Here is a 26,385-nt window from a genome sequence, read left to right on the forward strand (position 1 = left end):
CCGGGCCATGGCCCGGGACGCGCGCCGGCACCGCTCGCCGAATGCCGGCTGGCCCGAATCCGCCATGGCCGGGGCGCTCGGCCTGCGGCTCGCGGGGCCGCGGGTCTATGACGGGACCCTCGTCCCGGACGCCCATATGGGCGACGGCCGGGACGCGGCCACGGCCGACGACATCGCCCGGGCCCTGACCCTCTACCGGACGGCCTGCTGGCTCCAGGGCGGGCTCGTGCTGGCGCTCCTCGGGCTCTGCCTGTCGCTCACGGGCTGAGCCACGCCGTCTTCGCGAGCGGAGCGAAGCAATCCAGCCGCGCCACGCGGACGGGGCGCCCGCTGCCCTGGCTGGCTCCGCGCCGCTCGCCGAGACGGAGCGCCGTTCGATCGGGCCTTGGCACGGTCCGCGCACCGGACGCATCGTGGCCGGACGGGACTGGATGAGAGAGACGCCGATGCGCGCCGTGTTCGTGGATGCCAGCGAGACCCTGGCGGCGGTGGCCCGGCGGCTGCTGCGGCCCGACGACCCGCCCTTCGCGATCCACGCGGATCCCGGCATCGCGCCGCAGGATCTGCCCGCGGTCCTCGACGGCGCCGAGACCGCGGTGATCGACCACACCGCCCTCCCCCTCGACGTGGCCCGGGCCTGCGCGGGCCTGAAGCACGTTGTGTTCCTCGGCACCGGCGCCCGCAGCTACATGGACCCGGAGGCGCTCCGGGACGCGCTCGGCGTCAGCGTCCACACCATCAAGGGCTACGGCGACACGGCGGTCGCCGAGTGCGCCTTCGCGCTGATGTGGGCCGCCGCCCGCGGCCTGCCCGAGATGGACCGGGCGATGCGCGCCGGATCCTGGCTGCGCACGGAGGGCATCCAGCTCACCGGCAAGACCGTCGGCCTCGTCGGGTTCGGCGGGATCGCCGCCGAGATGGCGCGGCTGTGCCGGGGCGCGGGCATGCGGGTGCTCGCCTGGAACCGGACTCCGAAGACCCATCCCGGCGTCGACTTCGTCCCGCTCGAGCACCTGCTCGCGGAGAGCGACGTGGTCTCGCTCCACCTGCTCCTGACCGACGCGACGCGCGGGTTCCTGTCGGCCGCGCGGATCGCCGCGATGAAGCCCGGCGCGATGCTGATCAACACCGCCCGCGGGGCGGTGGTGGACGAGGCCGCCCTGGTCGAGGCCCTGCGCGCCGGCCACGTGGCGCGGGCCGGGCTCGACGTGTTCACGGTCGAGCCCCTGCCGGCGGATCACCCGCTGGCGAGCCTGCCCACCGTCACCCTGTCGGCGCACTCGGCGTTCCGCACGCCCGAGGCCAGCGACAACCTGATCGGCGCCGCCCTCGACCATTGCCGGCGGATCGCGGCGGGCTGACGGACGCGCGGCGGGGACGCCGCGGTCGCGTCAGTGCTCGGTGCCCTGCATGTTCGGGCGCGGCTCGCCGCCGTGGTGGTGGATCACGCTGGAGCGCTCCGGGCTGCCCTTCGCGTCGGCGACCTGCTTCCGGGCCGCGGCGGCCAGGAACCAGATGCCGCCGAGCGTCCCGAAGGCGAGGATCATGAGCGGAAATCCCTGACTCATCGCGGTGCCCTCCTCGACGATGGCCCGCGGGCTTGCGGGTCTGCATCATCTTGCCGGACGAGCCGGCCTGAGGAAGGATAACGCACGAATCCGTGCCGTGTTCAGGCCGGTCTCGCGGCCGTCGGCACCGCCCGCCGCGCCGCGTCGCGGCGCAGGGCGGAGAGCACCACGAACATGAGTCCGGCGCCCAGGGCCAAGCAGGCGGCCAGGAACAGCATCGGCACGAGGTCGCTCCGGGTCTGATCGCGGATGAACGGCACGGCGTTCTGGGCGACGAAGCCGCCGAGATTGCCGACCGAGTTGATCGCCGCGATCCCGGCGGCCGCCGAGGCGCCGCGCAGGAACGTCCCGGGCATCGACCAGAAGACCGGCTGGGCCGCGAAGGTCCCGGCCGCGGCCACGCACAGGCAGGCGAACTTCACGGCATTGCCCGGCAGGACGACGCTGAGGGCCAGGCCCGCCGCCCCGACCAGCGCCGGCCCGACCACGTGCCAGGTCAGCGCGTTGCCCTGCGCCCCCGTGCGGGCGGCGTGGCGCGGCACCCACCACAGGGCGAAGGCCGTGGCGAGCCACGGGATGATGTTGAGGAAGCCGTTGGTGAGGTTCGAGACGCCGAAGCCCTTGACCACGGTCGGCAGCCAGTAGCCGAGGCCGTAGGCGGCGAGCGGCAGGGAGACGTAGACCCCGGCGAGCATCAGCACCCGCCGGTCGAGGAGCGCCGCGAACGGGTTGCCGTGGTCGACGTGGCCGCCGTCCTCGCGCTCGGCCCGGAGCGTGCGGGCGAGCCAGTCGCGCTGGGCCTGCGACAGCCAGGGCGCGGTCTCGGGGCCGTCCGGGAGGACGAACAGCACCACCGCGGCCATGAGGATCGCCGGCGCGCCGGTGGCCAGGAACACCCATTGCCAGCCCTGGAGGCCGAGGAGCCCGTCGAGGCCGAGCAGCGCGCCGCCGACCGCCGCGCCGACCGCGTTGGCGATCGCGCTCGCGATCATGAACCAGCCGACCATCCGCGCCCGGTGCGCTTGCGGGAACCACAGGGTCAGGGCGAACAGCACGCCGGGGAAGAAGCCCGCCTCGGCGACGCCGAGCAGGAAGCGCAGCACGTAGAACATCGCCGTGCCCTGGGTGAAGCCCAGCAGGACGGTGACGATCCCCCAGGTGATCATGATCCGGGCGAACCAGATCCGCGCGCCGACCCGCTCCAGGAAGACGTTGGCCGGCACCTCGAACAGGAAGTAGCCGAGGAAGAACAGCGAGGCCCCGAGCCCGTAGGCGGTCTCGGAGAGGCCGAGGCTGCCGACCATCTCCAGCTTGGCGTAGGAGACGTTCTGCCGGTCGATATAGGCGATCAGGTAGAGCAGGCCGAGGAGCGGCATGAGCCGCAGGGTCACGGTCCGGACGGTGCTCGCGGCGAGATCCTCCCCGGCGGGGGACGGCGTGGGCGGCATGGGGCGTTCCTCCGGGCGGTGCGGCCCTTCGTGGCGGGGCCGGCATTACACAGAGTAATCCCTGGCTCAGGCGCCGCCTACCGGGCAAGCGCCAGGAGCCGGTCGCAGTCGACATGGGCCGCGATGTGTCGCGCGAGGCCGTCGAGGGCCGCCTCGACCCCGGCCTCGTAGCCGGCGCCCGCCGAGACGGTGCCGAGGCGCGCGAGCCACGCCGCCCGCTGGGCGTCGTCGACGAACAGGCCGTGGACGTAGGTCCCGGCCACGCGCCCGTCCGCCGAGACCGCCCCGTCCGGGCGCCCGTCGGCGAGGCGCAGCAGCGGCCGGTCCGCGTCGGGCCCCGCGGTCGTGCCGATATGCATCTCGTAGCCGGAGAACGGAACGCCGTCGGGCAGGCTCGTGCCGGTGACGGCGGCGAGGCGCTTCTCCGGCGACATCACGGTGTCGACGTCGAGGAGCCCGAGGCCCGGCACGGTGCGCGGCGCCCCCTCGATCCCGTGCGGATCGGCGAGGCTTCTTCCGAGCATCTGGTAGCCGCCGCACAGGCCGAGCACCCGGCCGCCCCGGCGGACATGGGCGCGCAGGTCGACGTCCCAGCCCTCGCGGCGGAAAGCCTCCAGGTCGTCGATCGTCGTCTTGGAGCCCGGCAGCAGCACGAGGGCGGCCCCGGCGGGGATCGGCGTGCCGGGCCGGACCAGGACCACGGAGATGCCGGGCTCGGCCCGCAGGGGGTCGAGATCGTCGAAATTGGCGATGCGCGGGAGCACCGGCACCGCCACCGTGAGGGCTCCGGGCCCGCGCGCGTCGGAGCCCGCCAGTCCCAGCACGTCCTCGGCCGGCAGGCGCGCCGCGTCGGGGAAGTGCGGCACGAGGCCGAGCGCCGCCCAGCCGGTCCGCTCGGCGATCAGCCGCATGCCGTCGGCGAACAGGCTCGGGTCCCCGCGGAACCGGTTGACGAGGAAGCCGGCGATCAGCGCGGCGTCCTCCGGGTCGATCACCGCCCGCGTGCCGACGAGGCTCGCGATCACCCCGCCCCGGTCGATGTCGCCGACCAGCACCACCGGCGTGTCGGTGGCCCGGGCGAAGCCCATATTGGCGATGTCGCCCGCGCGCAGGTTGACCTCGGAGGCCGAGCCCGCGCCCTCGACGAGGACGAGGTCGGCCTCCTCCGCGAGGCGCGCGAAGCTGTCGAGGACGGCGGACATCAGCCGGGGCTTCCAGGCCTGGTAGTCGCGCGCCTTCACGGTGGCGACCATCCGGCCCTGCACCACAACCTGGGAGCCGACCTCGCTCTGCGGCTTCAGCAGGACCGGGTTCATGTGCACGGAGGGCGCCACCCGGGCGGCCCGGGCCTGGAGCGCCTGCGCCCGGCCGATCTCGCCGCCGTCCGCGGTGACGGCGGCGTTGTTCGACATGTTCTGCGGCTTGAACGGCCGGACCCTCAGGCCCCGCTCCGTGAAGGCGCGCGCCAGCCCCGCCACGATCAGCGACTTGCCGACGTCGGAGCCGGTGCCCTGGATCATCAGGGCCTTTGTCCGCTTCGGGCTCAGAACTCGATCCCTTCCTGCGCCTTCACGCCGGCGGCGAAGTGGTGCTTGACGCTGCCCATCTCGGTGACGAGGTCGGCGGCCTCGATCAGGGCAGGCTTGGCGTTGCGGCCGGTGACCACGACGTGCAGGTCCGGCCGGCGCGCGCGGAGGGCGGCGACGACGGCATCGAGGTCGAGGTACTCGTAGCGCAGCGCGATGTTCAGCTCGTCGAGGACGAGCAGGCGGATCGTCGGGTCGGCCATCAGCCCCGCGGCGACCTCCCAGGCGTGGCGGCAGGCGGCGATGTCCCGGGCCTTGTCCTGCGTCTCCCAGGTGAACCCCTCGCCCAGGGTGTGCCAGACGACCCGGTCGCCGAAGGCCGCCACGGCGTGGCGCTCGCCGGTATCCCAGCCGCCCTTGATGAACTGCACCGTGCCGACCCGCCAGCCGCGGCCGAGCGCCCGCAGCATCAGCCCCAGAGCCGCCGTGCTCTTGCCCTTGCCGGGGCCGGTATGGACGAGGAGGAGGCCCTTCTCGAGGGTCTTGGCGGCCACCTCGGCGTCCTGGACGGCCTTGCGCTTCTCCATCTTCTCCCGGTGGCGCGCGGCGTCGTCGGTCATGCGGAGGCTCCTGTCGGGGGGGCTTGTGTCTGCGGGGCCGGCGGCTTCACGACCAGCGGCAGGCCGGCCACGGTGAGCACGACCCGGTCGGCCCGCGCGGCGAGCTGCTGGTGGAGGCGGCCGGCGGCGTCGCGGAAGCGCCGGGCGAGGGCGTTGTCGGGGACGATCCCGAGCCCGACCTCGTTGCCGACCAGCACGAGCGGGCCCGGGGCGCCGGCGCAGGCGGCGAGGAGCCGCGCCGTCGCCTGAGCCACGTCGGCCTCCGCCAGGATCAGGTTGGTGAGCCAGAGCGTGAGGCAGTCGACCAGGACCGGTCCATCGGCCTCGGCGACCGCCTCCGGCAGGGCGAGCGGCACGTCGCGGGTGCGCCAGGCGCCGCCGCGCCGCGCGCGGTGCTGGGCGATGCGGTCGACCATCTCGTCGTCGAAGGCCTGGGCGGTGGCGAGATAGAGCCACGGGCCGGGACAGGTCTCGATCAGCCCCTCCGCGTAGGCGCTCTTGCCGGACCGCGCCCCGCCGAGGACGAGGGTCATGCGAGGAGTGGGCTGGGGCATGGCTCTCCATCGCCCCAACCCGGCGCGCGGTCAAACGCAGGACCGACAGATCCAGGACCCGCAAACTCGGGACCTGTGGCACCTGTGCCGCGCCTGGACGGTTGCCGGGCGTCTCCGGTCCGACTATAGAACCCCGGCCCAGCCAGAGCGCCCTTCGTCTAGCGGTCCAGGACGTCGCCCTTTCACGGCGAAAACACGGGTTCGATTCCCGTAGGGCGCGCCAGTAAAATCAAGCACTTAGCTCGATTTTGGCGTGCGGCTCACAGAAGTATCTCACACAGTTACTGCTATCTGCATCCTTGTGCATGGCAGGAGACGGCCGTGCTGCTACCCGGCCTCACTGGGCGCCGATCGGCCTGTTGGTGGATACCAAGAACGTTTGGTTCCAGGTGCTGAAAGAGCCAAGCTGGCGATGCGAGTTGTGGCCTCAGGAGACTCTCATTCTCGCATTGCAAATCTGCGGCGAACCAACGTAGCGCGGAGCGGCGTTCAAGCCGTCTTGTCCTAGCCCAGCGACGGCACCGACGACGCGCTCGTGCGCCTGGGCTCCGGTCTGACCGCGCTGGCACGGGCGAGACCTCGATCTCCTAGTCTAGCGTCAGGAGTCCTGCCTCGATCCGCTCATTGTGGCTTCTGTAAGCGATCCTCGCCGCTCCGCAATGCAACTGACTTGATCATCGTCTGGCGCTGAGCCAAGCTTGACCTTATCGTCCTCGGAACGTCGTTGGTCCTTCCGCTTCGTCGATCCGGCCCAAAGGACCAGCTCACCCCCATAGAGGCGAAGCGGATGCCCGCGTACGAGGTCGATGCGCGCTCGGTGGTTCTGTCGATCCGGAACAATTTGCAGGACCGCTACAAGACCCGCTTCTCAATACTAAAGGAATTGCTTCAGAACGCCGACGATGCGGGTGCCGCAAGCCTCTCAGTCGATCTGCGGAAGGGGATCGCGGGCGCCGCGAACCCGCTGTTGCGCGGTCCGGGCCTGCTCGTGGTGAACGATGGCCGGTACACGAAGCAAAACGAGGAGGGCATCAGGCACGCTTCGGCCAGTAGCAAGACGGAGGAGGCCGGCTCAGCGGGCCGGTTCGGCCTCGGGCAGAAGGCGGTGTTCCATCTCTGCGACGCCTTCGTAGTAGCGCCGGCTGGTTACGGCGACGGCTTCGTGCCCTTCGTCGTCAATCCCTATCACGGCATTGAGAAGACCCGCGTGACGACTGGGCCGTGGGAAGAGATCGAGCCCGACGCCGCCCTCCTGCACGCGCAGGTAGACGGTGCGGCCTTCCCCGGCCAGTACCTCGCGCTCTGGCTGCCGCTCAGGCGCAACGACCTGTGCCCCTCCGCCGGCATGGCCTTCGTCGAGGCGCGGTTCGACGGGGAAGAAGCGCGCCGGAGGCTCATGAACGAGTTGAGCCGGACATCGGATCTCGCGACGATCCTCGCTGCGACGCGTCACCTCGATCGGATCGATCTGAGGTGGGATGGCGCGAGCGAGGTCTCGCTCGTCCGCTCCGGCGGGCGCCTCTCGCTCTTGTCCGAGGCGGAGGACGGGCCGTCCGGCGCGGCGGCCGGTGAGGAGCGTTCCTTCGGCGGCAACATCGCGCTGTCGACGCCGTCGGGATCGCAGGAGATCCGCTTCTCCGGCATCGAGATCCTATCGTCTGACGATCGCTTCAGGGCGATCAAGGCCAATCCGGACTGGCCGTCGACGCTGACGCTGGAGAACGAGAGGGTGCCCGAGAAGGCCCTGCCGCACGGCGCGGCCCTGCTAGTGCGCGGCGCGCCGGCGGTACCCGGCCTTGCAATCGACTGGGGAGTCTTCCTGCCGACCGGCGAACGGCCCTCCCAGGAGATCGGGATCGGGCCGGCCTCCGAACCACCGCTTGCCCTGCGCTTGTTCCTGCACGGCTACTTCTTCGTCGATTCCGGACGGCGTGCGATCTTGGGTCTGGCAGAGGACGGCGCGGATGAGAGCGCGCGAGAGGGTGCTCCCGTGACCGCCCGCTGGAATCGCGCCCTGCGCGACGACGTGGTGTTGGCGAGCCTGCCACGCCTGCTCCAGTGCGCGCTCGCTGACACTGTGCTGTCGGCGAACGACCTCGCGGGTGTCGTGCGTGCGCTCACCGCTAGCCGGTGGTTCGCCGTCAACCGGGCCGCAATCAGCGCCCGGTCCGTTCTGGCGGAGGTCTGGGACGGGCGTGCGCCCGCCTGGACGGTACTCGACCCGGCGACGGCCCTCCGGCCGCTTCCGGGCGCCCTCCTCGGCTCGCCCGCGGAGCTGGGGGCGCTCCTGCCTAACCTCGACGCCTTTGCGGCGCGCCGCGGGCTCGCGATCTGCGCAGCGGACGAGGATGGCGCGCCGCGGGTGCTCGCGACGGCGGTCCCGGCGTGGAGTGCAGCCGAACTCGCCGACCTGTTAGAGATGGTGCCGCCCAGCGTCTTCCGGAACCGCAAGCGGGCTGCTGCCCTGGCAAATATCCTCGACAGTGCCCGACCCGGCCCGACCACCGATGAGACCGTCGGCGCCGTGCTCCGCTGCAAGCTGCAGGATGCGATGCAGCTTGACGGAAATTTCGCGCCCGACGAGACCATGCGGGCAATCGTGCGCCACATTCCCAACGGCACGATCGTGTTCCTGCCCAAGCGGGCGGCACATAGCAGCATCCTCGGCGCCCTCGCCTCCGCGGCCTCTGGAGTCGTGGTGGTGAGTGAAGACTGGCAAGACGGCAATCGCCCGTCTCTCCTGCGGGACCGCCAGCTTCTCGCTGCCATGCTCCGTGCGATTGAACCGCTCGCGGTGCAAGAGCAAGACAGCGTGCGCGCCGAGCAGGCTGCTCTGGCGGCGACGCATCTGATCGCAGCAAGCAACGCACCTTTTTCGGCCCTCGCCAGCGACGGCAACCTGCGTGGCATCCGCCTGTTCTCGGTCATGCAGCAGCCGGAAGGCGAGCGCCGGGTGCTGTCGATCAGCGATCTGTCCCTAGCGGCAGCGGGAGGAACGCTCCTCCTAGCATCGCCGATCACCAATGCGAATGTGAAGGTCGCGCTTCCGGCCCTTCCGGAGCTTTCGCTCTCCATCGTCCCGTCCAACGATGCCGAGCTTTTCGACAACGTTATCGGGACGGACGGACGAGGTAGGACCATGGACTCCGCCGCCATGATCCGTTTCGTCAACGCCGCCAGGCGGTTCAGCGACGACGCAGACGCGCGCGGGGCGCTGGTGAGGAGGATCAAAGAGCCTGGGGCGCCGGATCCAGCGGCGCAGGTCGCGGCCTTGCGCCGGCTGTTGGTGGGTGTCGCCGAAGCCGGAATGGTCGGGACGAAGCTCTACCACGATGTCCCGCCCGGGCTGGCGCCGCTGGTCGAGCGCCTTCTGCGGGGAAGCACGTCGACCTTCCTGGCCGCGGACTCTATCCTGGCCGAGTTGGCCCCGCGGGAGCAGAGCGCCCTTGCCCTGACCCCACTGGACCGTCCGGAACTCGAACGCCGGCTCGAAGAAGCGCTCGCGCAGGGGCGGTTCGAGGCGTCCGAGGAGGAGGGACGGATCCTGCTGGAGAGCGGGCTGTCCGCCGACCTCCTGCGCCGCCTGCCGATCCACGAGCTGGAGGACGGCGGGCGGGTCGCTATTGACGAGACGATGTGCCTCGCGGCCGATAGGCCAGTCCCCCGCGCGCTCACCGGCCTTCTCCGTCGCGTGCGGACGGCGGCGAGCGCAGAGGCACTGAGGAAGCAATCCGAACTCCTGCCGCCGCACGACGCCAATGCCGAGCTGTGGGCTGCCCTGCGCGGCCTGCGCGATGGCGCCGTGGCGCCGGGAATCCTCCAGGACGCCATCCTTGACGCGCTCGCCGATTCCGACGCGGCCTCTGTTCCGCCCGAGCTGCGCCACGGCCTGCACGGGTTCGCCTGGCTGACAGTCGGCGGGCACCTTGTCTCGCCAGGGAGCGTGCTAGCGTTGCCGGAAGGGGTCGGCGCGGCGGCGTCACGCATCTTGGGGCGAGGCGATGCGCTCGCGTTCCATCCGGCGGCGAGCCTGCCCCCGGAGATCCGCGCGCACCGCGGCTTCGCGCAGCTCCGGGCCGCGATCCTGCCGGACGCGAAGGAGTCGTTCGACGCCTTGGCGCTACAGGTTAGGGAGTGCGGCCTCGTTGGCCTGCCCGTGGCCTGGAGCGAGGAGCACCGCCGCGACCTGTCGACGCTCGCGCGGGCGGGCGCAGACCTCGCGCTGCCCGGCTGGCTGCTTGCCGCGGCGCTCCTGGACGACAAGGCCGGGGATTCAACCCTGGCCGCGCCCTGCCTTGCCGCTCTAGCGCCCGCCCGCAGGGTTGAGGATCTGAGCGCTGTCCTGAACGCGCTTGCCGAAGCGGCGCTCTTGGGTGGCGGCCGGGAGGAGGCGGCGCGGGGCCTCTACCGCGCCGCGTTCAAGGCGGGCGTCGTGTGCCTTGATGCGGCGGCGCGCCACCGGCTCTTCACAGGGACGGCCGTTCCGACCTGCGACGGCGGATGGCGGCAGGGGCAGCAGGTCGCGGTGCACGGCGCCGGCCTCGCGCCGGCCTACCTGCTTGATCCGGATCTAGCTGACGCCCTCAGGCGGTCCGGAGATGCTCCGGCCGGCCTCAATTCGGATGCAGCCGGACCAGCGTCCCGAGGCCCATACGCAGCTTCGGCCGATGAAATCCTTCACGACCTGGATGCCCGCTCGGCGCAGGATTTCGACGAATTCCTAAGGACATTGCGCAGGCGCCTTCCGGAGGATCTCGCCCTCACCCTGCTCGGTCTCACCGGTCGATTCCCTGCCATGCGCGCGGTCATGGCGCAGTGGCAGGGAAGCGCGACACTCGGGATCGACGACCACCTGGGCGACATTGACCGGGTAGTCAACGCCTGTCTCTCGCGCGTAACGCTGGCCGAGGAAGTCGAGGCGCGGCGCTTCCTCCTAGAGCGGGTCGTTGGCGATGACGTCTGGGCGGTTGCACTCAGTGGCGACCGCTTCGAGGCGCGGCGGGACGGCGGTCGCGCGCTCCTGATCGGCAACGGGCACGAGACCGCCCGCCGGATGCGCCTGCCGAACGGGCGCACTGTGAACGTCCACGTCCTCCAGATCCGGCCGTCCGCCCTGCAGGACGCATCGGCTCCAGAGGTTATCGTCGAGATGCGCCATCTCGTCCGCACGATCGCCGATCGCTGCCTCTGCCTCTTCATGCCGCATCAGGTAAAGGCCGTGAACGGATTACGCGGCATGGTCGGGGAACTCGCGCAGGATCTCATCGACCGAACCCAGGCGGTCCTGCGCGAGGAGTTGCCGACCGTTCTCCGGCAGCTCCGGCTTAAAGCCGACCCCGTGCTGCGGCCGCTGATCGAGGCACACGAGAGGGACACCGACACCCGACACTCTCTTCCAGCTGCGCGGGAGGGAGCCCGCGCTGATGCGGAGAAGCGACTGTGGGACGGGCTGATGGACAGCCCCGAGGCCCAGGCTGCGCTTCTCCGCTGCGTGCGAGGACGTGTGGAGGAGTTCGGATACGATCCGGCGCGTGTCGTGCTCGAACTGTTCCAGAACGCCGACGACGCCACGCTTCAACGCAAACCGTCGGAAGGGCCGCGGGCCTTCCTTCTGCGGGCGAGGCCTGACCGCTTCGACGCTGTCCACTGGGGACGCCCGATCAATCACCGCGGCCCGGACCGCGAGACAGGAGAGCGCAAGAACTACCACCGCGACCTCCAGAACATGCTCCTTATGCACGTTTCGGACAAACCGGGCGGCTCGGAGACCACGGGCAAGTACGGACTCGGCTTCAAATCCGTCCATGCACTGAGCAGCGAGGTTTCCGTCGCGTCCGACCTCCTGGCCGCTCGAATTGTCGGTGGGATGCTCCCGGCCCGATGGGCCGGGGGACCTGGCGAGGTAGCCGATCACAGCCGAGACCAGTGCCCGGCGACGCTGATCCGAGTGCCGTTCGACGTGGGCCGTGCCGAGTACGGAACACGCGCGGTCGAGCGCTTCGCCGCCTGTGCCCCTTTCCTGCCGCTCTTCGCTAAGGCGATCCGGCGCGTGGAAGTGCAGAACGGAATCGTGTCGCGCGTCTACGAGCGGCAGCCAGATCGGTCGATCGCCGAAGTCGAAGGGATCCGGGTCGCCGTCGTGGACGGGGCGCACCCGTTCGCGGCGCTCCTCCTCGACCTAGGCGATAATTACATCCTGGCACTCAAGCGCGGTGATACCGGCCCGGTGTCGTTCGACGGCGCGCCCCGCCTGTGGTGGACAGCGCCGCTCGACGCTTCTGTCAGCGCCGGCTGGATGCTCGACGGTCCCTTCCCGCTCAGCCCCAACCGGACCACCCTCGCAAGCGGGGCCGAGGCTCAAGCCGAGCTGTTCGCCAATCTCGGCGTCACGCTTGGCCAGCGCCTTCTGGCGCTCCACCGCGCAGCGACGGAGGACTGGCCGGGTCTCGCCGCGGCGCTCGGCCTCGACCCAGTCGAAGCGCCGCAACTGCACTTCTTCGCGCGTCTGTGGGACCTCCTGCGCGACGACCTCGATGATGCTCTCGCTTGCGGGCTCCACGGACAGGGCCGCGGCCTCGGCGCGCTCGCGGCGTTTGCTCCTGTTGTCCCGGCGGGCGAAGGTGCACCGGCGAGCGAGCGGATCCGCGCGGGCGACGCCGCGGGCGTGTTCGGCGGCGCTCTGCGCAACCAGGCGCTGCAGGACGCGATCGCGCACTGGGAGAGCATGGCAGGCCGGCGCGGCAGGATGGTCGGGCGCGAGACGGCGGCTGACTTGGTGCGGCTCGGCTTTGGTGCGCTGCCGACCATCACGGCCGAGCGCGTCCTGGGCGATGAACTTACGGCGGCAAACCACCGTGTCACACCCGCGATGGCGGCCCGGCTCGGCGCGGTCCTTAGCCGCGACGCTCTCAATCGATCACCGCTGCAAGAAGAGGGCGCGCAGCTGCGCACACTCGCCAAGCGAGCCTTGTTCCTGAACTGCAATGGAGCATGGTGTTCTGTCGGTGATCTCACGGTGCCCCGACCAGAGTCCACCCGGGAGATTTTGCGGGCTCGCTTCGCCCCACCCGAACGCGTCCTCGACAGCGCCTACGACGCGCAAGGCCTGGAGTTCGTGCTGCTAGCCCGCAACGAGTCCGGCTACGGCCCCGGCGGAGAGCTTCACCGCGAGTGGGCGGAGCGTGCCGTGACGCAAGATGCGCGCGAGGCGGTGCTGCGCTTCCTCGTCGCCGAGGACGATCGTGAGGATTTTCTCGCCGCCGTGCGCCGCTCGCCGCCCGCCTGGATGCAGCCTCTAGAGACCCTGGCTGACGGCCCTCCAGCGCATGGCTTGACGGCCGATGAGCGCAACAAGCTGCGGGCCAAGCTAACCAACTACGCCCCGCCGGTGCCGGCCTCGGCCTTCGTCTACGAGGAAAATCCGGCCCCCGCCCACTCCGCCGCCGACGTGCTCGACGCGATCTGGACCTGGTGGGCAGAGAAGCGCGGGGAGCTGACTCGCAACTACGAGGAACGGGTTTATCCAGCGAACTTCCGTCCCTCATCCCTGCTGCCGGCGTCGAACCGCAGGGATCTCGACGACCGTGCGGGGTGGTTCACCTTCCTGGCGCTAGCTTGCTTTCAGGGCTTCGGCGGCGCGCAGGACGGGCAGCACCGAAGCTTCATCGAAGCTGCGGCAGCGACGGGCTGGTGGGCGGACCTCTCGCGGGCGCCGCCGGCGGAAGGCCCCGAAGTCTGGCTCGCTCGCCTGCGCGACTGGGCGAGCGACGCGCAGCCAGACCTTGCGCATTGGCGGTGGCGCCGCACCCTGATCGATCTCTACAAGATCGCCCACTGGCTGCCTCACTACGCCTGGATCGCCACGAACCTGCCGCGCGCGATCGGCAGCGCGCCGACGTCCAATATCAGTCTGAGCGATCTCTTTACGCCGTCCTTCTCGCCGATTTGGCGCGAGGCGGGCATCGAGGCAGCGCCGCTGGTGCGCACGCTCGGCCTCGGCGCCAACTGGATGATGCGCGAACTGGCGCGGACGGGCTTCTGGGACGAGCGCAGGCGATCCCTCATATCGCCCTACGGCTGGGCCTCGACCGGACGCGTCCGTCGGCTCCTGAACGACCTCGGCGCGGGGCTCGGCGATGAACCTTCGATGGACCGCAGCATCGCGATCTGGCGGTTCGTCTCGGACCGACTTCCACCCCGGCATGCGGCTTTGCTGCTGTCCGACGGCGACCTGCCGCTGCAACTCGTCACGCGGGCTGCCTACGTGCCCGACCTGCTGCGCTTCCGTGGGGGCCTGCTGAATGACGCTGCGCCCTGGCTGGAAGAAAACGAAGACGAGGAGGACGGCTTCATGGATGCCGCCGAATGAGCTCTGCCTTCGCGCCGAGTGCGGCCGTCGAACATCCGCGCCATGGCGCCGGCCGAGTGGTGCTACAGAGTGGCGACCTCGTCATCGTCGAGTTCGAAAGTGGGCTGCAGCGCGTGCCGGCCGGCGAGTTAACCGCCGCGGCGAGCCTCGCTGCTGCGCTCGCCGAGGGCCGAGCCGGCGACCCGGTCGAGGCGGTGCTGCGCGCTCAGGCGCTCGCCATCACCTCCGTCAACGAGCAGTGGGGTGTGTTCTCGCGCTCGCGGGTGCAGATCCTGCCCCATCAGCTCTGGGTCTGCCGCAAGGTTACGGCCACGTGGCCGTTCCGCTGGCTCGTCGCCGACGACGTAGGCCTCGGGAAGACGATCGAGGCCGGGCTAATCCTGATGCCGCTGCTCGCCGCGAACCGCGTGCGCCGGCTCTTGGTCCTCGCGCCCGCTAAGCTCGTGCCGCAGTGGCGCGCGCGCCTGAAGGCCATGTTCGATATCCGCCTGCAGCAATACGCGGCGGCGGCCGACTCGGCGCGGGGCAACTTCTGGGACACGGCCACGATGGCGGTGGCCTCGTTCCACACCCTGCGTGCCGACGGGCGTGGCGCGCGGACCCGGCTCCTGGAAGCCGAGCCGTGGGACCTCGTGATCGTTGACGAGGCTCACCACCTCAACCTCGACGAGCGCAGCGGTGACACCCTCGCGTACGGGCTTCTGCGGGAGATGCAGGAGCGCGGCCGCGTCTCCTCGCTGCTGCTCTTTACCGGCACGCCCCACCGGGGCAAGGATTACGGCTTCTTCGGCCTGATGCGGCTGCTGCGACCGGACTTGTTCGACCCCGAAGCGGACCGCGAGGGGCAGCTCGCCGCCCTGTCGCAGGCGATGATCCGCAACAACAAGGCTACGGTGACGGACCTGAAGGGTGAGCGGCTCTTCCGGCCCGTCGTCACCGAGAGCCGCGATTACGCCTATTCCGGGGCCGAGGACCTGTTCTACCGCACGCTTAGCGACTTCATCCTCGACGGGCGTGCCTACGCGGACACGCTCACTGGGCGGGCACAGACCACCCGCATGCTGGTGCTCATCACTCTGCAGAAGCTCGCCGCGAGCTCGATCGCCGCGATCCAGAGCGCCCTGACCCGACGGCGGGCCAAGCTGGAGCGGGCACTGGCGGCGGGCGGCGGTCGCGACAGGTCTCCGCCGTCCGAGGCAGAGCCGGGCGACGAGGAGGACGCGGCCGCGGAGTTCGCCGCCCTGCTGATGGAGAACGAGATCGCGCGGCTCGACGAGCTGATCGCGCTCGCCGCCGCGGCCTCACCGGAGACCAAAATTGCGCGGCTCCTCGACCTCATTGAGACGGAACTCGATCCCGGCGAGCCGGTGCTGTTCTTCACCGAGTACAAGGCCACGCAGGCACTGGTGCTGAACGCCCTTAACGCGCGCTTCGGCGCGGACACCGGGACTTTCATCAACGGCGACGAGCGGCTCGATGGCGTGCGCACGGCAACCGGCCTCCGGACGATCTCCATCGGCCGGGAGGTGGCCGCCGATGCCTTCAACGGGGGTAAGGTCCGCTTCCTGATCTCGACCGAGGCGGGGGGCGAGGGCATCGACCTGCAGGAGCGCTGCTCGACCCTGATCCACATCGACATGCCCTGGAATCCGATGCGGCTCCACCAACGCGTCGGGCGCCTGTCCCGCTACGGACAACGTGAGGAGGTGCGTGTCTTCCTGCTGCGCAACCCGGCTACGGTAGAGGCGAGGATCTGGGACCTTCTGAGCGCGAAGCTGGAGCGCATCCAGGCGGCACTGTCGAATGCGATGGAGGAGCGTGAGGATATCACTCGCCTCGTCATCGGCATCGCCGGCGAAGCGTTCTTCAACGAGCTCTACGCAGGGGCGGGGGGACGGCGCGACAACCGGCTCGCGGACTGGTTCGACGAGAAGACCGCGACGTTAGGCGGGCGCGACGTGATCGACACCGCCCGCGACCTGTTCGGCAACGTCGCGCGCTTTGATTTTCAGGCGGTCGGCCGCGACGTGCCGAAGGTCGACCTTCCTGCCCTCGAACCATTCTTCGCCGCGACCTTGCAGCGGCACGGGCGGCGTGTAAGCCGGTCTGATGATGATGGCAGTCTGGCCTTCAAGACGCCGACGCCATGGCGGGAGAGGTCTTGGAGCGTCGACGACCGCTACGAGGGGCTCGTTTTCGACCGCACGCTGAGGGGCGAGAACGCTGCCAGCCGCGTTCTCGGCGTCGGGCACCAGCTGATGGATCTCGCGGTCCAAGAGGCTCGTGAGCTTCCAGTGCGCCTGGCGTCGCTCGACAGCCTCGATGCGCCGCTCCTTATTGCGAGCGTCGAGGATGAGGTGACGGGAACCGGAGGTACGGTGCATCGCCTAATCTTCGGCGTGCAACAGTTGGGCGGTTCGGCAACTGTTTTTCAGGATTGGGAGCTTCTCACCCGCCTCAATGAGCTCACTTTGCGCAGACCTCTAACGTCTTTTAAAGTCTCGAATGGCGAATTCGTGCGCGCGGCAGGAGAGTCGACCGATAGGCTTCTGACCGCACTGCGCCTTAAGCTGCCGCGAACGACAGCAATTTTTGTTCGCCCGATGGCGCGAGCGGAGATGCTGCTCATACCCGCAGCTGTTGTCCCCGATCAACCAGCCGCGTCGCCATGACGGGCGCCTCAAGCACCCGAACAAGCTGCTGCAGCCGTGTTGTACGCTGCTCCACCAAACCGGCCGGCCCAAGACCTTGGCGGCCTATATTAGGCTCGAACGTTGCAGCTCTATTCGGTGGCGCCTCCTCCTTTGACTAACTGCACCAAAATTTGCTGGGCATCGCTCTAAATCTTATCTCGAAACATCGAACATCGAATAGCCGGCTCCAACAACGGTTTCGACGAGAAGACCTCTGTCTAACCGGGTATTGCGCGCCTCGCAGGAGGTCTCCGGCACGAGAAGGCAGGCGTGACAGGCGGCCCCGTGCAGGGGGCGGTCGTCGTGATCGTTCTCGGGCCCGTGCTCGGCGCAGATTGGGTCGTTGGAGCACAACACGAGGTGCCTCACGGCTCGTTCGAGAATATGTGGCACCTGCTCGGCCATGCTGCTCAGGCCGCCCAGCGTGCCCTGGCCGCCCGCGGTTGAGGTGTAGATGAGAAGCCCGAATCGGTGGGCTTGCCCGGTACCGCTGGCATAGATGCGCTCCTTCAGGGACGAAAGCGGGTAGCCGCATTCGAGCGCGAGTTCGGAGAGCAATGCGTGCGAGAGCGAGTGTAGCGCCCAATAGGCAATCCCTAGGTGCCGGGGCTCGCGGTTGAAGCGGCGAGCATCGCGGGTCTCGCCATCCCGCAGCACCTGCGCCCGATCGGCCACCTCCGGCCGCGCCAGCCACGCTTTCAGGAAGTCCGGCTTGAAGTGGAGGAAGATGCCTTCGCCGTACTGCTCGATCGCAGGCAGCCACTCCACGTCGCGCGCGAGGTCGGCGCCATCGACAGAAAGCTGGATCTCATCGAGCTCGCTCTCAGCAGTGGTCGGCGGCGGCTCCAAGCGCGTGAACCCGTAGAGGCAGGTGACTTCACGCAGGCGGTGAACCCGCACAACCCCATGCAGTAGCTCGCTCCAGGGCGGGGTGAGCGCGAGCCGGCCCCTTTCGAGGGTCTCGGCGAACAGGAAGGATCCCTCTCGGTCCTCGCCGATCACTGGCTTTCCGGAGGCTAAGAGATCGAACTCTGCGATGCGCGGGTTCGGGGCTGAGGCCGCCGCGCCAGCGTCTCCCTCCTCGAGCGCACGCGCAATATCGTCATCGGAGAACTCTTGGAAGGCCTCCTTGGTAGCCGGGAGTGTGCGGAGAATGGTGAAGAAGTTTGGGAGAGGCCGCAGGCTCTCGATGATCGCCCCGTGCTGCTGGATGACCTCCCGCACCCGGCTGTGCTCGCTTGTGAGCGAGATCACCGTGACAGTCTGGGCGAAATAGGTGTTCGTGGCTGAGCGCGGCAGCAACCGGAGGTCGGACTCACAGACCTCCTCCGCAAGCCGCCTCGGCTGAAGCCAGGGGCTATGACAGCCGCACCTCCCCAGGAATTTTGGCTTGTAAAGATCGCCGAGCGAGACCGAGGCGCCGCAAGTACAGCGCACGAAGAGGTCGGCAGGATCCGAACTCACGCCCCGCTCGACCCAGAACATCTCCTTCCGACAGGTGCCGTCGCGCCCGCGGTGGACGAGGAAGCGCCAGTCGATGTCCTGCAGGTGGCCGCGCGGGCAAGCAGCAACGAAACGAATTGGGTTGACGGGACTTTTGCGCCCTCCCCCTCCGTAGGAGAGCTTACCGCCTTGGGTGACGCTAAGGTCGGAGTAGGTCACCATGCGCCGCCGCTTCTCCGCGCGGGCGGGTCCACTGCCCTCGGCAGTCTCGGCGGCGTCGCCTTCGTCGGCGGTGAACCAAGTCGGGAACAGCACCACCTCGACGCCCGGCGCGTTCGGATCGCGGCGCTCCTCGTCCTGCGCGGGCGGGCGGCGTAGTCCGTGGAAGGTGGGGCTGAGCTTTCCGGCGAGCTGCTGGCGCAGCAAGGGCACGAGCCGGTCCTCGCGCAGTTCGTTCCAGCCGCCCGCGTATCGCCAGCCTTGGAGTCCCGCGACGACGACTGCGTGTTCGGGCAAGTCCAGCATGGCGCCTGGCCCATAGGTCAGGAGCAGCTGGCTGAAGCTCTGGGTGATTTCGGCCATCAAATGTTCACTTGCTGAGGGGTGCGCCGTCGGGACCGCGCAGCTTCAGGAGCGCGACCGGCTCAGTGTCTCGCATCGAGCGCCCGGCGGCGAACCATGCGCGGTTCGCCGCCATGTTGGGCGGGTCGTCCAGCGGATCCTGGAGCAAGCGCCGCACGGGCTCTTCGTTCGCGTAAACGAACTGGTCGCCGTTAGCGGTCTGGTGATCGGCAATCTCGGCCCAAGCCACCGCAAGAGCATCAATTCGTGCGAGGCAGCGTTCGATCGCGGCTGTCTCAATACCAGCTACTCGCATCTTCTCTTCGAAGGCAGCGCGCACCGCCGCGGCGGCGTGGCCGTTTCGAGCGATCCGATTGGCGGCGCTTCTCGGCGTAAGGTCGGGCTCAAAGTGGCGGGCCGCGGCAACCAGAGTAGCAGCGAGGGCTCGATCGAGGGCGCGTGCCGCGAAAGGCGTCACGCTCGTCGCCTCCACCGCCCGGTAGAAGCTCATGTGGAAGGAGCGGAACTGCTCGTAATGCATGCGGTCGCGCGGCTTATGGACGTTGAGCAGCGTGACGACGAGGCCCGGCTTCTCGGTCTCACGGCCGACGCGGGAAGTGGCCTGGATGTACTCAGCGGCGGTCTTGGGCTGGCCCTGCACAACCATCAGGCCGAGCCGGCCGATATCAAGGCCGACAGAGATCATGTTGGTGGCGAGCGCGACATCAACCGCATCCTTGGCACGGGCGGGTCTCCCAAGCCGGGTGCGTGCCTCTGAGACCTGGTCGGTGCTGTAGCGCGAGGTCAGTTCCTGGATCTCGCGCAGAGCCCGGTCGGCGAAGGGCTGGCCCGGCGGCTCCAGCCGCACGCGCTGCGCCCCGTAAGTCGCCAGATGCGTGCGCACCTCGTCGTCGACGATGCGCCGGGCCCCTCCGAGTTCGCGCAGTGCGTTGAAGTAGCACAGGGCCGTCAAATAGGGGTCGGCCGGGTCGGGCTCGGCGGTGGACGAGAGCGCCTGTGCGCCGGCGAGTAGAGTCTGCAGCGTGCGCAGGAAGACGAGCTTCGGCCCTCGCCCCGGTGAGGCGATCCCCGTGTAGAGCCGCGAGGGGCTCTCCCGATCGGTCTTCGCAAAGAAGGAGTCGTGGCGGCTCGGGCCGGGCGGCGGAAAGATCGCCGTGCGAGCGCGCCCGAACAAGCTGCGGATCTGTGCCTCGGCCCGCCGCACCGTAGCGGTGGAGGCGACGATTTTCGGCCCGCGCCGCACCTCGTCGATGGTGCGCGAGGCGAGAAGATCGAAGGCGGTCTCGTAGAGGCCCGCCACCGTTCCGAGCGGTCCCGAGATAAGGTGCAACTCGTCCTGGATCACAAGGTCGATCGGGCGCAAGGGCGCGCTCATTGGACTGCCACCGCCTGGCTCGGCAGCGCCGTAGAAACCCGTCGTGTCAGCTCGCTCCACGTGGCCGAAGAAGGCTCCAGCACGGCCTTCCCAGGGTACATTGGCGAACTTATCGACTGTGGCGATCATGAAGGCCGGCAGGCGGCGGTAGATCTCATCGTCCACCACCACTATCGGCAGGCGCTCGCTGCTGGAGAAGGCGCAGTCAACGTCGTCGCAGCGAATATCGAGCCGCTGCGGAGCCGTGCCATTCGGGTAGAGATAGAAACTTTCCGGCTTTAGTGTCGTACCGCACCAGGGACAGGCCTTGAGGGGCGCAGGTGCTGGGCCGCGCTTGGCGCGATACTCGCGGTGCCAGTGTACCGCCGTGCCGGGCTTGACGTTCTTGGCGCTACCCAACGTGTTGGGCGTCGCAGCACCGCCGAGCCACAGCCCAATCTCGATCGGCCACGTACCAAGCCGACCGCTCGCGCGCCGCTCCAATTCGAGAGCGCAGACGAGGCCTGCCGCACGCTGCAATTGGTCGAGAGTAAGGAGGCGCAAGGTGTAGCGCATCACTACCGACAGCCCGGCCCCGTCGAGTCCAGGGTGGCTGAGCCGTCGCCGGGCGATCGCGAAGGCAGCGAGGCCAAGGTAGGCCTCTGTTTTGCCGCCACCGGTGGGGAAGAACAGCAGGTCGACTACAGGTCGGTCCGGATGGTTGGGCTTGGCGAGCGCTTCGAGGTTGAGGAGCACGAAAGCGAGCTGGAACAGGCGCCACGTCGGCGCCCGTTGCTCGGCCGGGGGCTTGCCATTCAGCGTCATGCCGCGTTGGCGGTTGGCGCGGGCCATCACCTGGTTGGCGATGGCGAAGGCCTCGCGGCTGACGGGATCGTTCAACAAGTGTGCGAGACCGCCTGCGATGCGAGCCTGCGCCGTCGCGATGTTCTCTAAGCACTCGCGGGCAACCGCCTGACGGCGCTGGCCCTCGATGGCCGCCACCGAAGCGGCCTGTCCCGCCGCCCAGACCGCGTACTCCTGCGGAAGAGCCGCGAGGGTCGCGCTGAGCGTTGCGGGGTCGCCCGCGGCTTGCGCGAGTGCCTCCATGCCGCGCATCACCCCGGGCAGGTCGATGTCGGCGCCGAGCTTCTCGACCTCCTGCACCGGGAGCGGGTTGGTGAAAACCCACTTTACCCGCCCGTCCTCGTCCGGCTCCGCCCAATCGCCCGAGGTGTTGTGGCCCACCGCGAAGGAGCAGACGTCTCGGTAGTGTAGGTCGGCGAGACGCTCGTCGAACTCCTCTGCCGCGTAGGACGCCCGGTCGTCGCGCGCGGCGAAGCCCTGCTCGCAGGTCAGTTCGAGCCGGGCCTGGAAGCAGAAGGCGACGTCGCCAAAGCGGCGCAGCGTCTCGGCCCTGGCGTTCACCAGGAACACCGACAAAGCCGTGAGGTCGCGGTGCACCCCGTCGATGCCGGCGGTGCGAGTCGGCCGGGCTGAGATAACGAGCTGCAGCCCACCACCCGGTACCTGTGGGGCGGCGCTCTCGGGAATCGTTACCGTCCGCGGTGCGCCGTCCCGGCGCACGTCGAGGCGGATCGGTATGCGAGCCTCTCGCGGGATGCGCCGCCAGTGCAGCGTGCCGGGCGCCGGAGTCTTCGGCAGCTCGCCCGCCGCTGCTGCGGCGACGCGAGCGGCGGGCACGACCACCGCGGGGTCAAGCGGCGGCTCGGTGACGTAGTCGCCCCATGTGACACGCGCCGTGATTTCCTCCGTGTCCCGCGGCAGGAGCACCGTCAGGCCGAGGGAGGAGGGCTCGAAGGAGCGGGCCGGCGGGCGCTCGGTCGCGCCGTCATCCGCCGCCGCGCCGGGACCAGGTGCTCCCTGCTCCATGCCCTCGCTGGCGCGCTGCGCCGCGAGCCCGAGTTCTGCCGCCTCCTCGTCTGCCGCAGCGCCCTTCATGGGCGCAGGAGCCCTCACGCCCCGGCGCGGCCCAAGATAGCCGGTGAGGTACCACGTCGACGGGCTGGTGCCAGCAAGCACTTCGCGCGCGAGGTCGCCATCGCGGTCGGGATGCGGGCCGACGAGGTCGCGTCGCAGGAGTTCGAGGAGCCGCTCCCGAACCTCAACGGCCGAGGCCGGTCCTCCCAACGCGGACAGCCGGTCTACTGGCGTCGCGGCGCCCCCGCTCGTTCCGTCCGTCTCGGCCACGCGGCACTCCCTTTCCCGGCGGGGACACTACCGGCCCACGAGGCCGATGCAACCTGAAGATGATTACATCAGGTCGAATACGTCCTGGCCCTCAGCCTCATCCGCGGTTTTCCGTCCACGCGATGGCGCGATCCCAGCCGCGATCTCCTCAGCGTGGCGTTCAGCATTGAGGGCGAGCAGGCGTGCGAGGACGAGGTCCCGCTGTTCGGCCGGCCAGAAGTATCGGCCCTGATAGGTGTGGTCGTCCTCGATCTCCGGCGTCAGAAATTCCGGCCGCAGTGTCTCGGCGAGTTCGTCCCAGCCGTATGCGCGCAGCACGGCGCGGTCCATCGCGTCGTGCAGCTCGCGCAGGCGCGCGATGGCAGGCAAACGCTCCTCGCTATCGTGGAAGCGATTGTAAGTCTTCGTCATGCCTTCGTCAGCCTCAATCATGAGGGCAGCGCGATAATCATGATAAATCTGGCCAGCAACTTCGAGGGTCTGATCTGACTCATAGCAGAGCGGGAACGGGAAGGTCTCGAAGCAGTCGGTGGGGGCGTAGCGCAGGTCGTCTTTCATTGAGGAGGCAAAAAATCTCGCCCAGATTTCATGAATCCTTGATTGCACAACACAGAATGGCGCGAATTTCTCTAGCAAGAAAATATTTGTAGTATTTCCCCATATCTTGCCGGCTTGCTGGATTGCAAAAGACAGATGCGGACTTACTTGAGAGTTCACCAGAACAGACGTGCATAGCTTTATGCGTTCATAGAACGCGCGGCGTTCGGCATGGTATGCCCACCAGCGCCGCTTTAGAGGAATGTTGTTGGGATTGTTGCCCAGAGCATCTCTTTCCGGCTTCACCTTAGCCCGAATAATCTCCTCGAGTGATGGCCAAAATTTAAGTTCTTCGGGACTAGATATATCGCTAACGTTTATGACAAATCTGTTGCCTTCATGAGTTGGGCTCGAGTTTATCTCGGATCCGCCAAGGTATGGGTAGATGCGTGAGGCAGAGACCGGATCGTATGCGCGAATACGCTCGAGATCTGCCAGCGTGGAGGGCTCGCCATTATCGCCGAACAAGAAGCCAGGAGAGCGAATATTTGTTCCTTGAGAAAATTTTCCAGCGTTGGACTCTAGGCTGCTAGGTTTTTGGCTAGGTCCATCGCTTAACAAAAAGGGTGTAATGCGCTGTACTCGCGTTCCATTCAGCATTTTTGCGGGCACATATGTTTTGCCGCGAGCAATATGAATCGCGCTTACGATTACAGCTGCTTCCCCAGGCCACTTAAGTCGACGAATAGCTCTAAAAATTGTTCCGCCATCATAAATGACCTTTTCCAATCCAGCCTCGCGCGTATCTCCTTGCGAGACTGTATTCGTCGCTAGTAGTCCAAAGGCGCCAAACTGATTTAGTAGCCCATATGATCTTCGCAAAAAATATGCGACCAGATCTGCGGTGTGGCCCTTAACCTTGTTTACCGATGTGAGCCACTCAAAATACCTCATGCCAAGGTGATTTGATACTTTTAGACCTCCCAGAAATGGTGGATTGCCAACGATCGCATCGAAGCCCGGATTGTTGCGCGCGAAGACTTCTGGAAATTCGATTTCCCAATGGAACGGCCGCCATCCCTGCTGTGCGCGGAATAATTTCGCTGTTGCTTGCAGTTGGTCCCAGTCAGGCTGCGACTCGGCCGCAATCCAACTCTCGACTTTCTGCCGCTCGATTTCACGCGCTCGCGGCTTCTCGGACGAGAAGAAAGTTGCAATAACCGCGTCGCCGACAATGCGGGCCGGCTCGACCTCGTGCTCAACGCGGCGGTGGCGCGCGGTCTGAACCGCGAGCGCCACGTCGTCGGCCGCGTTGCGGATCGCCTCGCGTCCTTCGAGCGCCTTAGCGACAGCCTTTTCGATCATACCACGGAAAAGCGGCAGGCCGGGTTTTGAGGCGTCCCAGTGGACGGCCTGGATTTCGCGTCGCGTAAGCCCGACAAGACTGTCACCGCTCTTCAGCGCATGGTCGAGGAAGCTAAACTCGTGCTCGCGGGCCAGCGTCGCGAGCCAGAGCGAAAGGCGCGCAAGGTCCACGGCCATTGGGTTGCGATCGACGCCGTAGAGGCACTTCTGAGCGACGAGTCGGCACGCATGCGTGGCTTCATCCTCGTCGGCCGGAATCGGTGGCTTCTCGGCCGGGTGCATTGTCCAGGCCTGTTCGAGCCGGGCGCCAAGTTGGCGGCAGGCCTCGACCAGGAAGGCGCCGGAGCCGCAGGCCGGGTCGAGCACCTTGAGGGAGAGCACCGACTCGGGCGCAGCGTCCGTGCCGATGCGCGCAAAGGCGGGTTCGAGGGCGTGGCGCACGATCGGCTCGGTGAGCGAGCGCGGAGTGTAGTGTGAGCCGGAGCGGCGCCGCTCCTCAGTCGGCTGCAGGTAGGGCGCGCCGGGCGCTAGCGGCACGACGTCCGGTGAAGCGCGCTCGTCAATGGCGGAGCCGAGGGCAGCGATGAGCCCCGAGGCGTCGGTTGCGTCCTTCACGCCCCTCTGCTGCTTGGCCGAGAGCTTAACCGCGCGCTCCTTGAGCCACTTCTGGCGCTCGGCCGGTTTTTGCGCGAGCAGGCTGTCGAGCCCGACGAAGGCCGGCAGCCGCTTCTCGTCTCGGAGTGCGATCATGCGCTCCTCGGCGCGCAGGGCCGTGAAGCCCATCACGGTCTCGTAGACCGAGCCGATGCTCTCGACGTCGAGCGCTCGGTAGGACAGACGCTCGCGGATGCGCTCGCCCGCCTGGCTGCGGCCCTCCACCGTCATCAGCCCGTGCAGGATGCGCAGCACCGTGCCATCCGAGACCGGCAGTACCCGCGCGGCATCGCGTGGCTGGCCCGGCGCGCGGCCCTCCAGGAACGGGAAGACGTCGGGATCGAACAGCTTGCCGCCGCGCCCTGTCACCCAGCCCGGATGCCCACCGTGGACGAGGCGGAACACCGCGAGGAGCTGGCCCCAGCCGCCGCGGCGTTGATCCATCGTATCGGGATTGAGCGCCTCGTCGGCGAGAAGCCGCGCGTAGAGCGTGCGGATCGAGTAGCCACTCTCCCAGAGCTGACGCAGGCGCACCTCGGAGGAGGACGGCAGCAGGTCGCGGTCCTCCGCATAGAGCAAAAAGACGAGCCGCATCAGGCAGACGAGCAAGCCCTCATAGAGGTGGTGCGAGTCACGCAAGACCAGCGCCTCGACTCCCTCCGGGTCGGCCCGGTGCAGGCCGCGCAGCAGCTCATGCAGGGCTCCGAGCACTTGGCCCGAGAGCTTCTCTGAGACCTTGTCCTGCGCCTCCCTCGAGGCCTTGAGTAAAGCGCGCAGCCGCGTCTCGGGCGCGCCGGTGAAGAAGGCCCGGCGCCCGAGGCAGAGCTTCAGCCCGGCGAGCATCGGGCGGCCCTCGACGCGGCCGAGCGCCGCGAGCGGAAAGGTGAGCCAGCCCGCCGTCTCGCCGCGCGGGGCGTAGATCAGCCGCAGGCAGTTGCGGGCGACGAGCACGCCGACGCCGATCCCGGTCTCGCGCACCAGCCGTTCCAGCCGCGCATGCGGGCTCGCCTCCCACTCGCCGGCCCCAAACAAGTGGCGGCCGTCCGGGTCGAGGTCCGGGTGGAGCGCCACTAGCGCTTGAGCCGGCACGCCCTCCTCGCCCGGTCCGTTCCAGAGCAGCGCCATGGCAGGTTCGAGGAACGTGCCGTGCTCGGGCACCGTCCGAGCGAGGTCGGCTGGGAGGGCGGGCCCACCTGGCGCCCCCGCGACCAGCTTCGCCGGCCAGCCCAAGACCTTCTCGAAGAAGCGCCAGGGATCGGCGAGTACGAAGTGTCGATCGTCCTCGCGCTCGGCGCCCGATGGCAGACCGAGGGCCCGTGCGGCCTCATCGGTGTCCGGTGCGGTCTGGCGGACGGGCGAGAGCTCGCGCTCGCGCAGCACGTTTGCACCGACGACGAGCCCCTCCGGCTGGAGGTAGTTGAGCCATTCCGCGGTGTCATCCAGGCGGGTGTGGTCGATCATGAGC

Annotated in this window: 12 protein-coding genes and 1 tRNA gene; 5 read left to right on the forward strand and 8 right to left on the reverse strand. The window is 68.5% G+C overall.

The window, feature by feature from the left end:
- The coding region (locus MMR14E_RS28540) for a cobalamin biosynthesis protein (protein WP_331318987.1) at positions 1–268 on the forward strand (268 nt) is incomplete at its 5' end.
- Between the two features lie 178 nt (positions 269–446).
- Positions 447–1,361, forward strand: a complete 915-nt coding sequence (locus tag MMR14E_RS28545; RefSeq protein ID WP_331319096.1) for an NAD(P)-dependent oxidoreductase — start codon at positions 447–449, stop codon at positions 1,359–1,361.
- Between the two features lie 30 nt (positions 1,362–1,391).
- On the opposite strand, the gene MMR14E_RS28550 is transcribed toward MMR14E_RS28545, so the two are convergent.
- The 5 genes from MMR14E_RS28550 to cobU all read right to left on the reverse strand — a co-directional run bounded on the left by MMR14E_RS28550 (position 1,392) and on the right by cobU (position 5,716).
- Positions 1,392–1,568, reverse strand: a complete 177-nt coding sequence (locus tag MMR14E_RS28550; RefSeq protein ID WP_010687019.1) for a hypothetical protein — start codon at positions 1,566–1,568, stop codon at positions 1,392–1,394.
- 101 nt (positions 1,569–1,669) lie between these two features.
- The gene (locus MMR14E_RS28555; protein WP_331318988.1) at positions 1,670–3,016 is read right to left on the reverse strand and encodes an MFS transporter; all 1,347 of its coding nucleotides are present in this window, start codon (positions 3,014–3,016) and stop codon (positions 1,670–1,672) included.
- Positions 3,017–3,093: 77 nt separating this feature from the next.
- On the reverse strand, positions 3,094–4,536 hold the full coding sequence (locus MMR14E_RS28560) for a cobyric acid synthase (protein ID WP_331318989.1): 1,443 nt from the start codon (positions 4,534–4,536) through the stop codon (positions 3,094–3,096).
- Between the two features lie 23 nt (positions 4,537–4,559).
- Positions 4,560–5,162: a cob(I)yrinic acid a,c-diamide adenosyltransferase gene (cobO, locus tag MMR14E_RS28565; protein WP_331318990.1), complete on the reverse strand. Its 603-nt coding sequence runs from the start codon at positions 5,160–5,162 to the stop codon at positions 4,560–4,562.
- Positions 5,159–5,716 carry a bifunctional adenosylcobinamide kinase/adenosylcobinamide-phosphate guanylyltransferase gene (cobU, locus tag MMR14E_RS28570; protein WP_331318991.1) on the reverse strand — a complete coding sequence of 186 codons (558 nt, stop codon included), beginning with the start codon at positions 5,714–5,716 and terminating at the stop codon, positions 5,159–5,161. The genes cobO and cobU overlap by 4 nt, the downstream gene beginning before the upstream one ends.
- A 147-nt stretch (positions 5,717–5,863) precedes the next feature.
- Between cobU and MMR14E_RS28575 the strand changes: the two genes are divergently transcribed.
- The 3 genes from MMR14E_RS28575 to MMR14E_RS28585 all read left to right on the forward strand — a co-directional run bounded on the left by MMR14E_RS28575 (position 5,864) and on the right by MMR14E_RS28585 (position 16,756).
- A tRNA-Glu gene (locus MMR14E_RS28575) sits at positions 5,864–5,939 on the forward strand.
- Positions 5,940–6,503: 564 nt separating this feature from the next.
- Positions 6,504–14,084, forward strand: a complete 7,581-nt coding sequence (locus MMR14E_RS28580; RefSeq protein ID WP_331318992.1) for a sacsin N-terminal ATP-binding-like domain-containing protein — start codon at positions 6,504–6,506, stop codon at positions 14,082–14,084.
- Entirely contained in the window at positions 14,081–16,756 is a 2,676-nt protein-coding gene (locus tag MMR14E_RS28585) for a DEAD/DEAH box helicase (RefSeq protein ID WP_331318994.1), read from the forward strand. Before MMR14E_RS28580 ends, MMR14E_RS28585 begins: the two co-directional genes overlap by 4 nt.
- A gap of 174 nt (positions 16,757–16,930) precedes the next feature.
- Here MMR14E_RS28585 and MMR14E_RS28590 read toward each other — a convergent pair whose 3' ends face one another.
- The 3 genes from MMR14E_RS28590 to MMR14E_RS28600 all read right to left on the reverse strand — a co-directional run bounded on the left by MMR14E_RS28590 (position 16,931) and on the right by MMR14E_RS28600 (position 26,381).
- Positions 16,931–18,802: a DUF1998 domain-containing protein gene (locus MMR14E_RS28590; protein WP_331318995.1), complete on the reverse strand. Its 1,872-nt coding sequence runs from the start codon at positions 18,800–18,802 to the stop codon at positions 16,931–16,933.
- Between the two features lie 7 nt (positions 18,803–18,809).
- On the reverse strand, positions 18,810–22,364 hold the full coding sequence (gene drmA / locus MMR14E_RS28595) for a DISARM system helicase DrmA (RefSeq protein ID WP_331318996.1): 3,555 nt from the start codon (positions 22,362–22,364) through the stop codon (positions 18,810–18,812).
- Between the two features lie 63 nt (positions 22,365–22,427).
- On the reverse strand, positions 22,428–26,381 hold the full coding sequence (locus tag MMR14E_RS28600; protein ID WP_331318997.1) for an Eco57I restriction-modification methylase domain-containing protein: 3,954 nt from the start codon (positions 26,379–26,381) through the stop codon (positions 22,428–22,430).
- Positions 26,382–26,385: the final 4 nt, after the last annotated feature.

It is taken from the genome of Methylobacterium mesophilicum, from assembly GCF_036441335.1.
GTDB lineage: Bacteria > Pseudomonadota > Alphaproteobacteria > Rhizobiales > Beijerinckiaceae > Methylobacterium > Methylobacterium mesophilicum_B.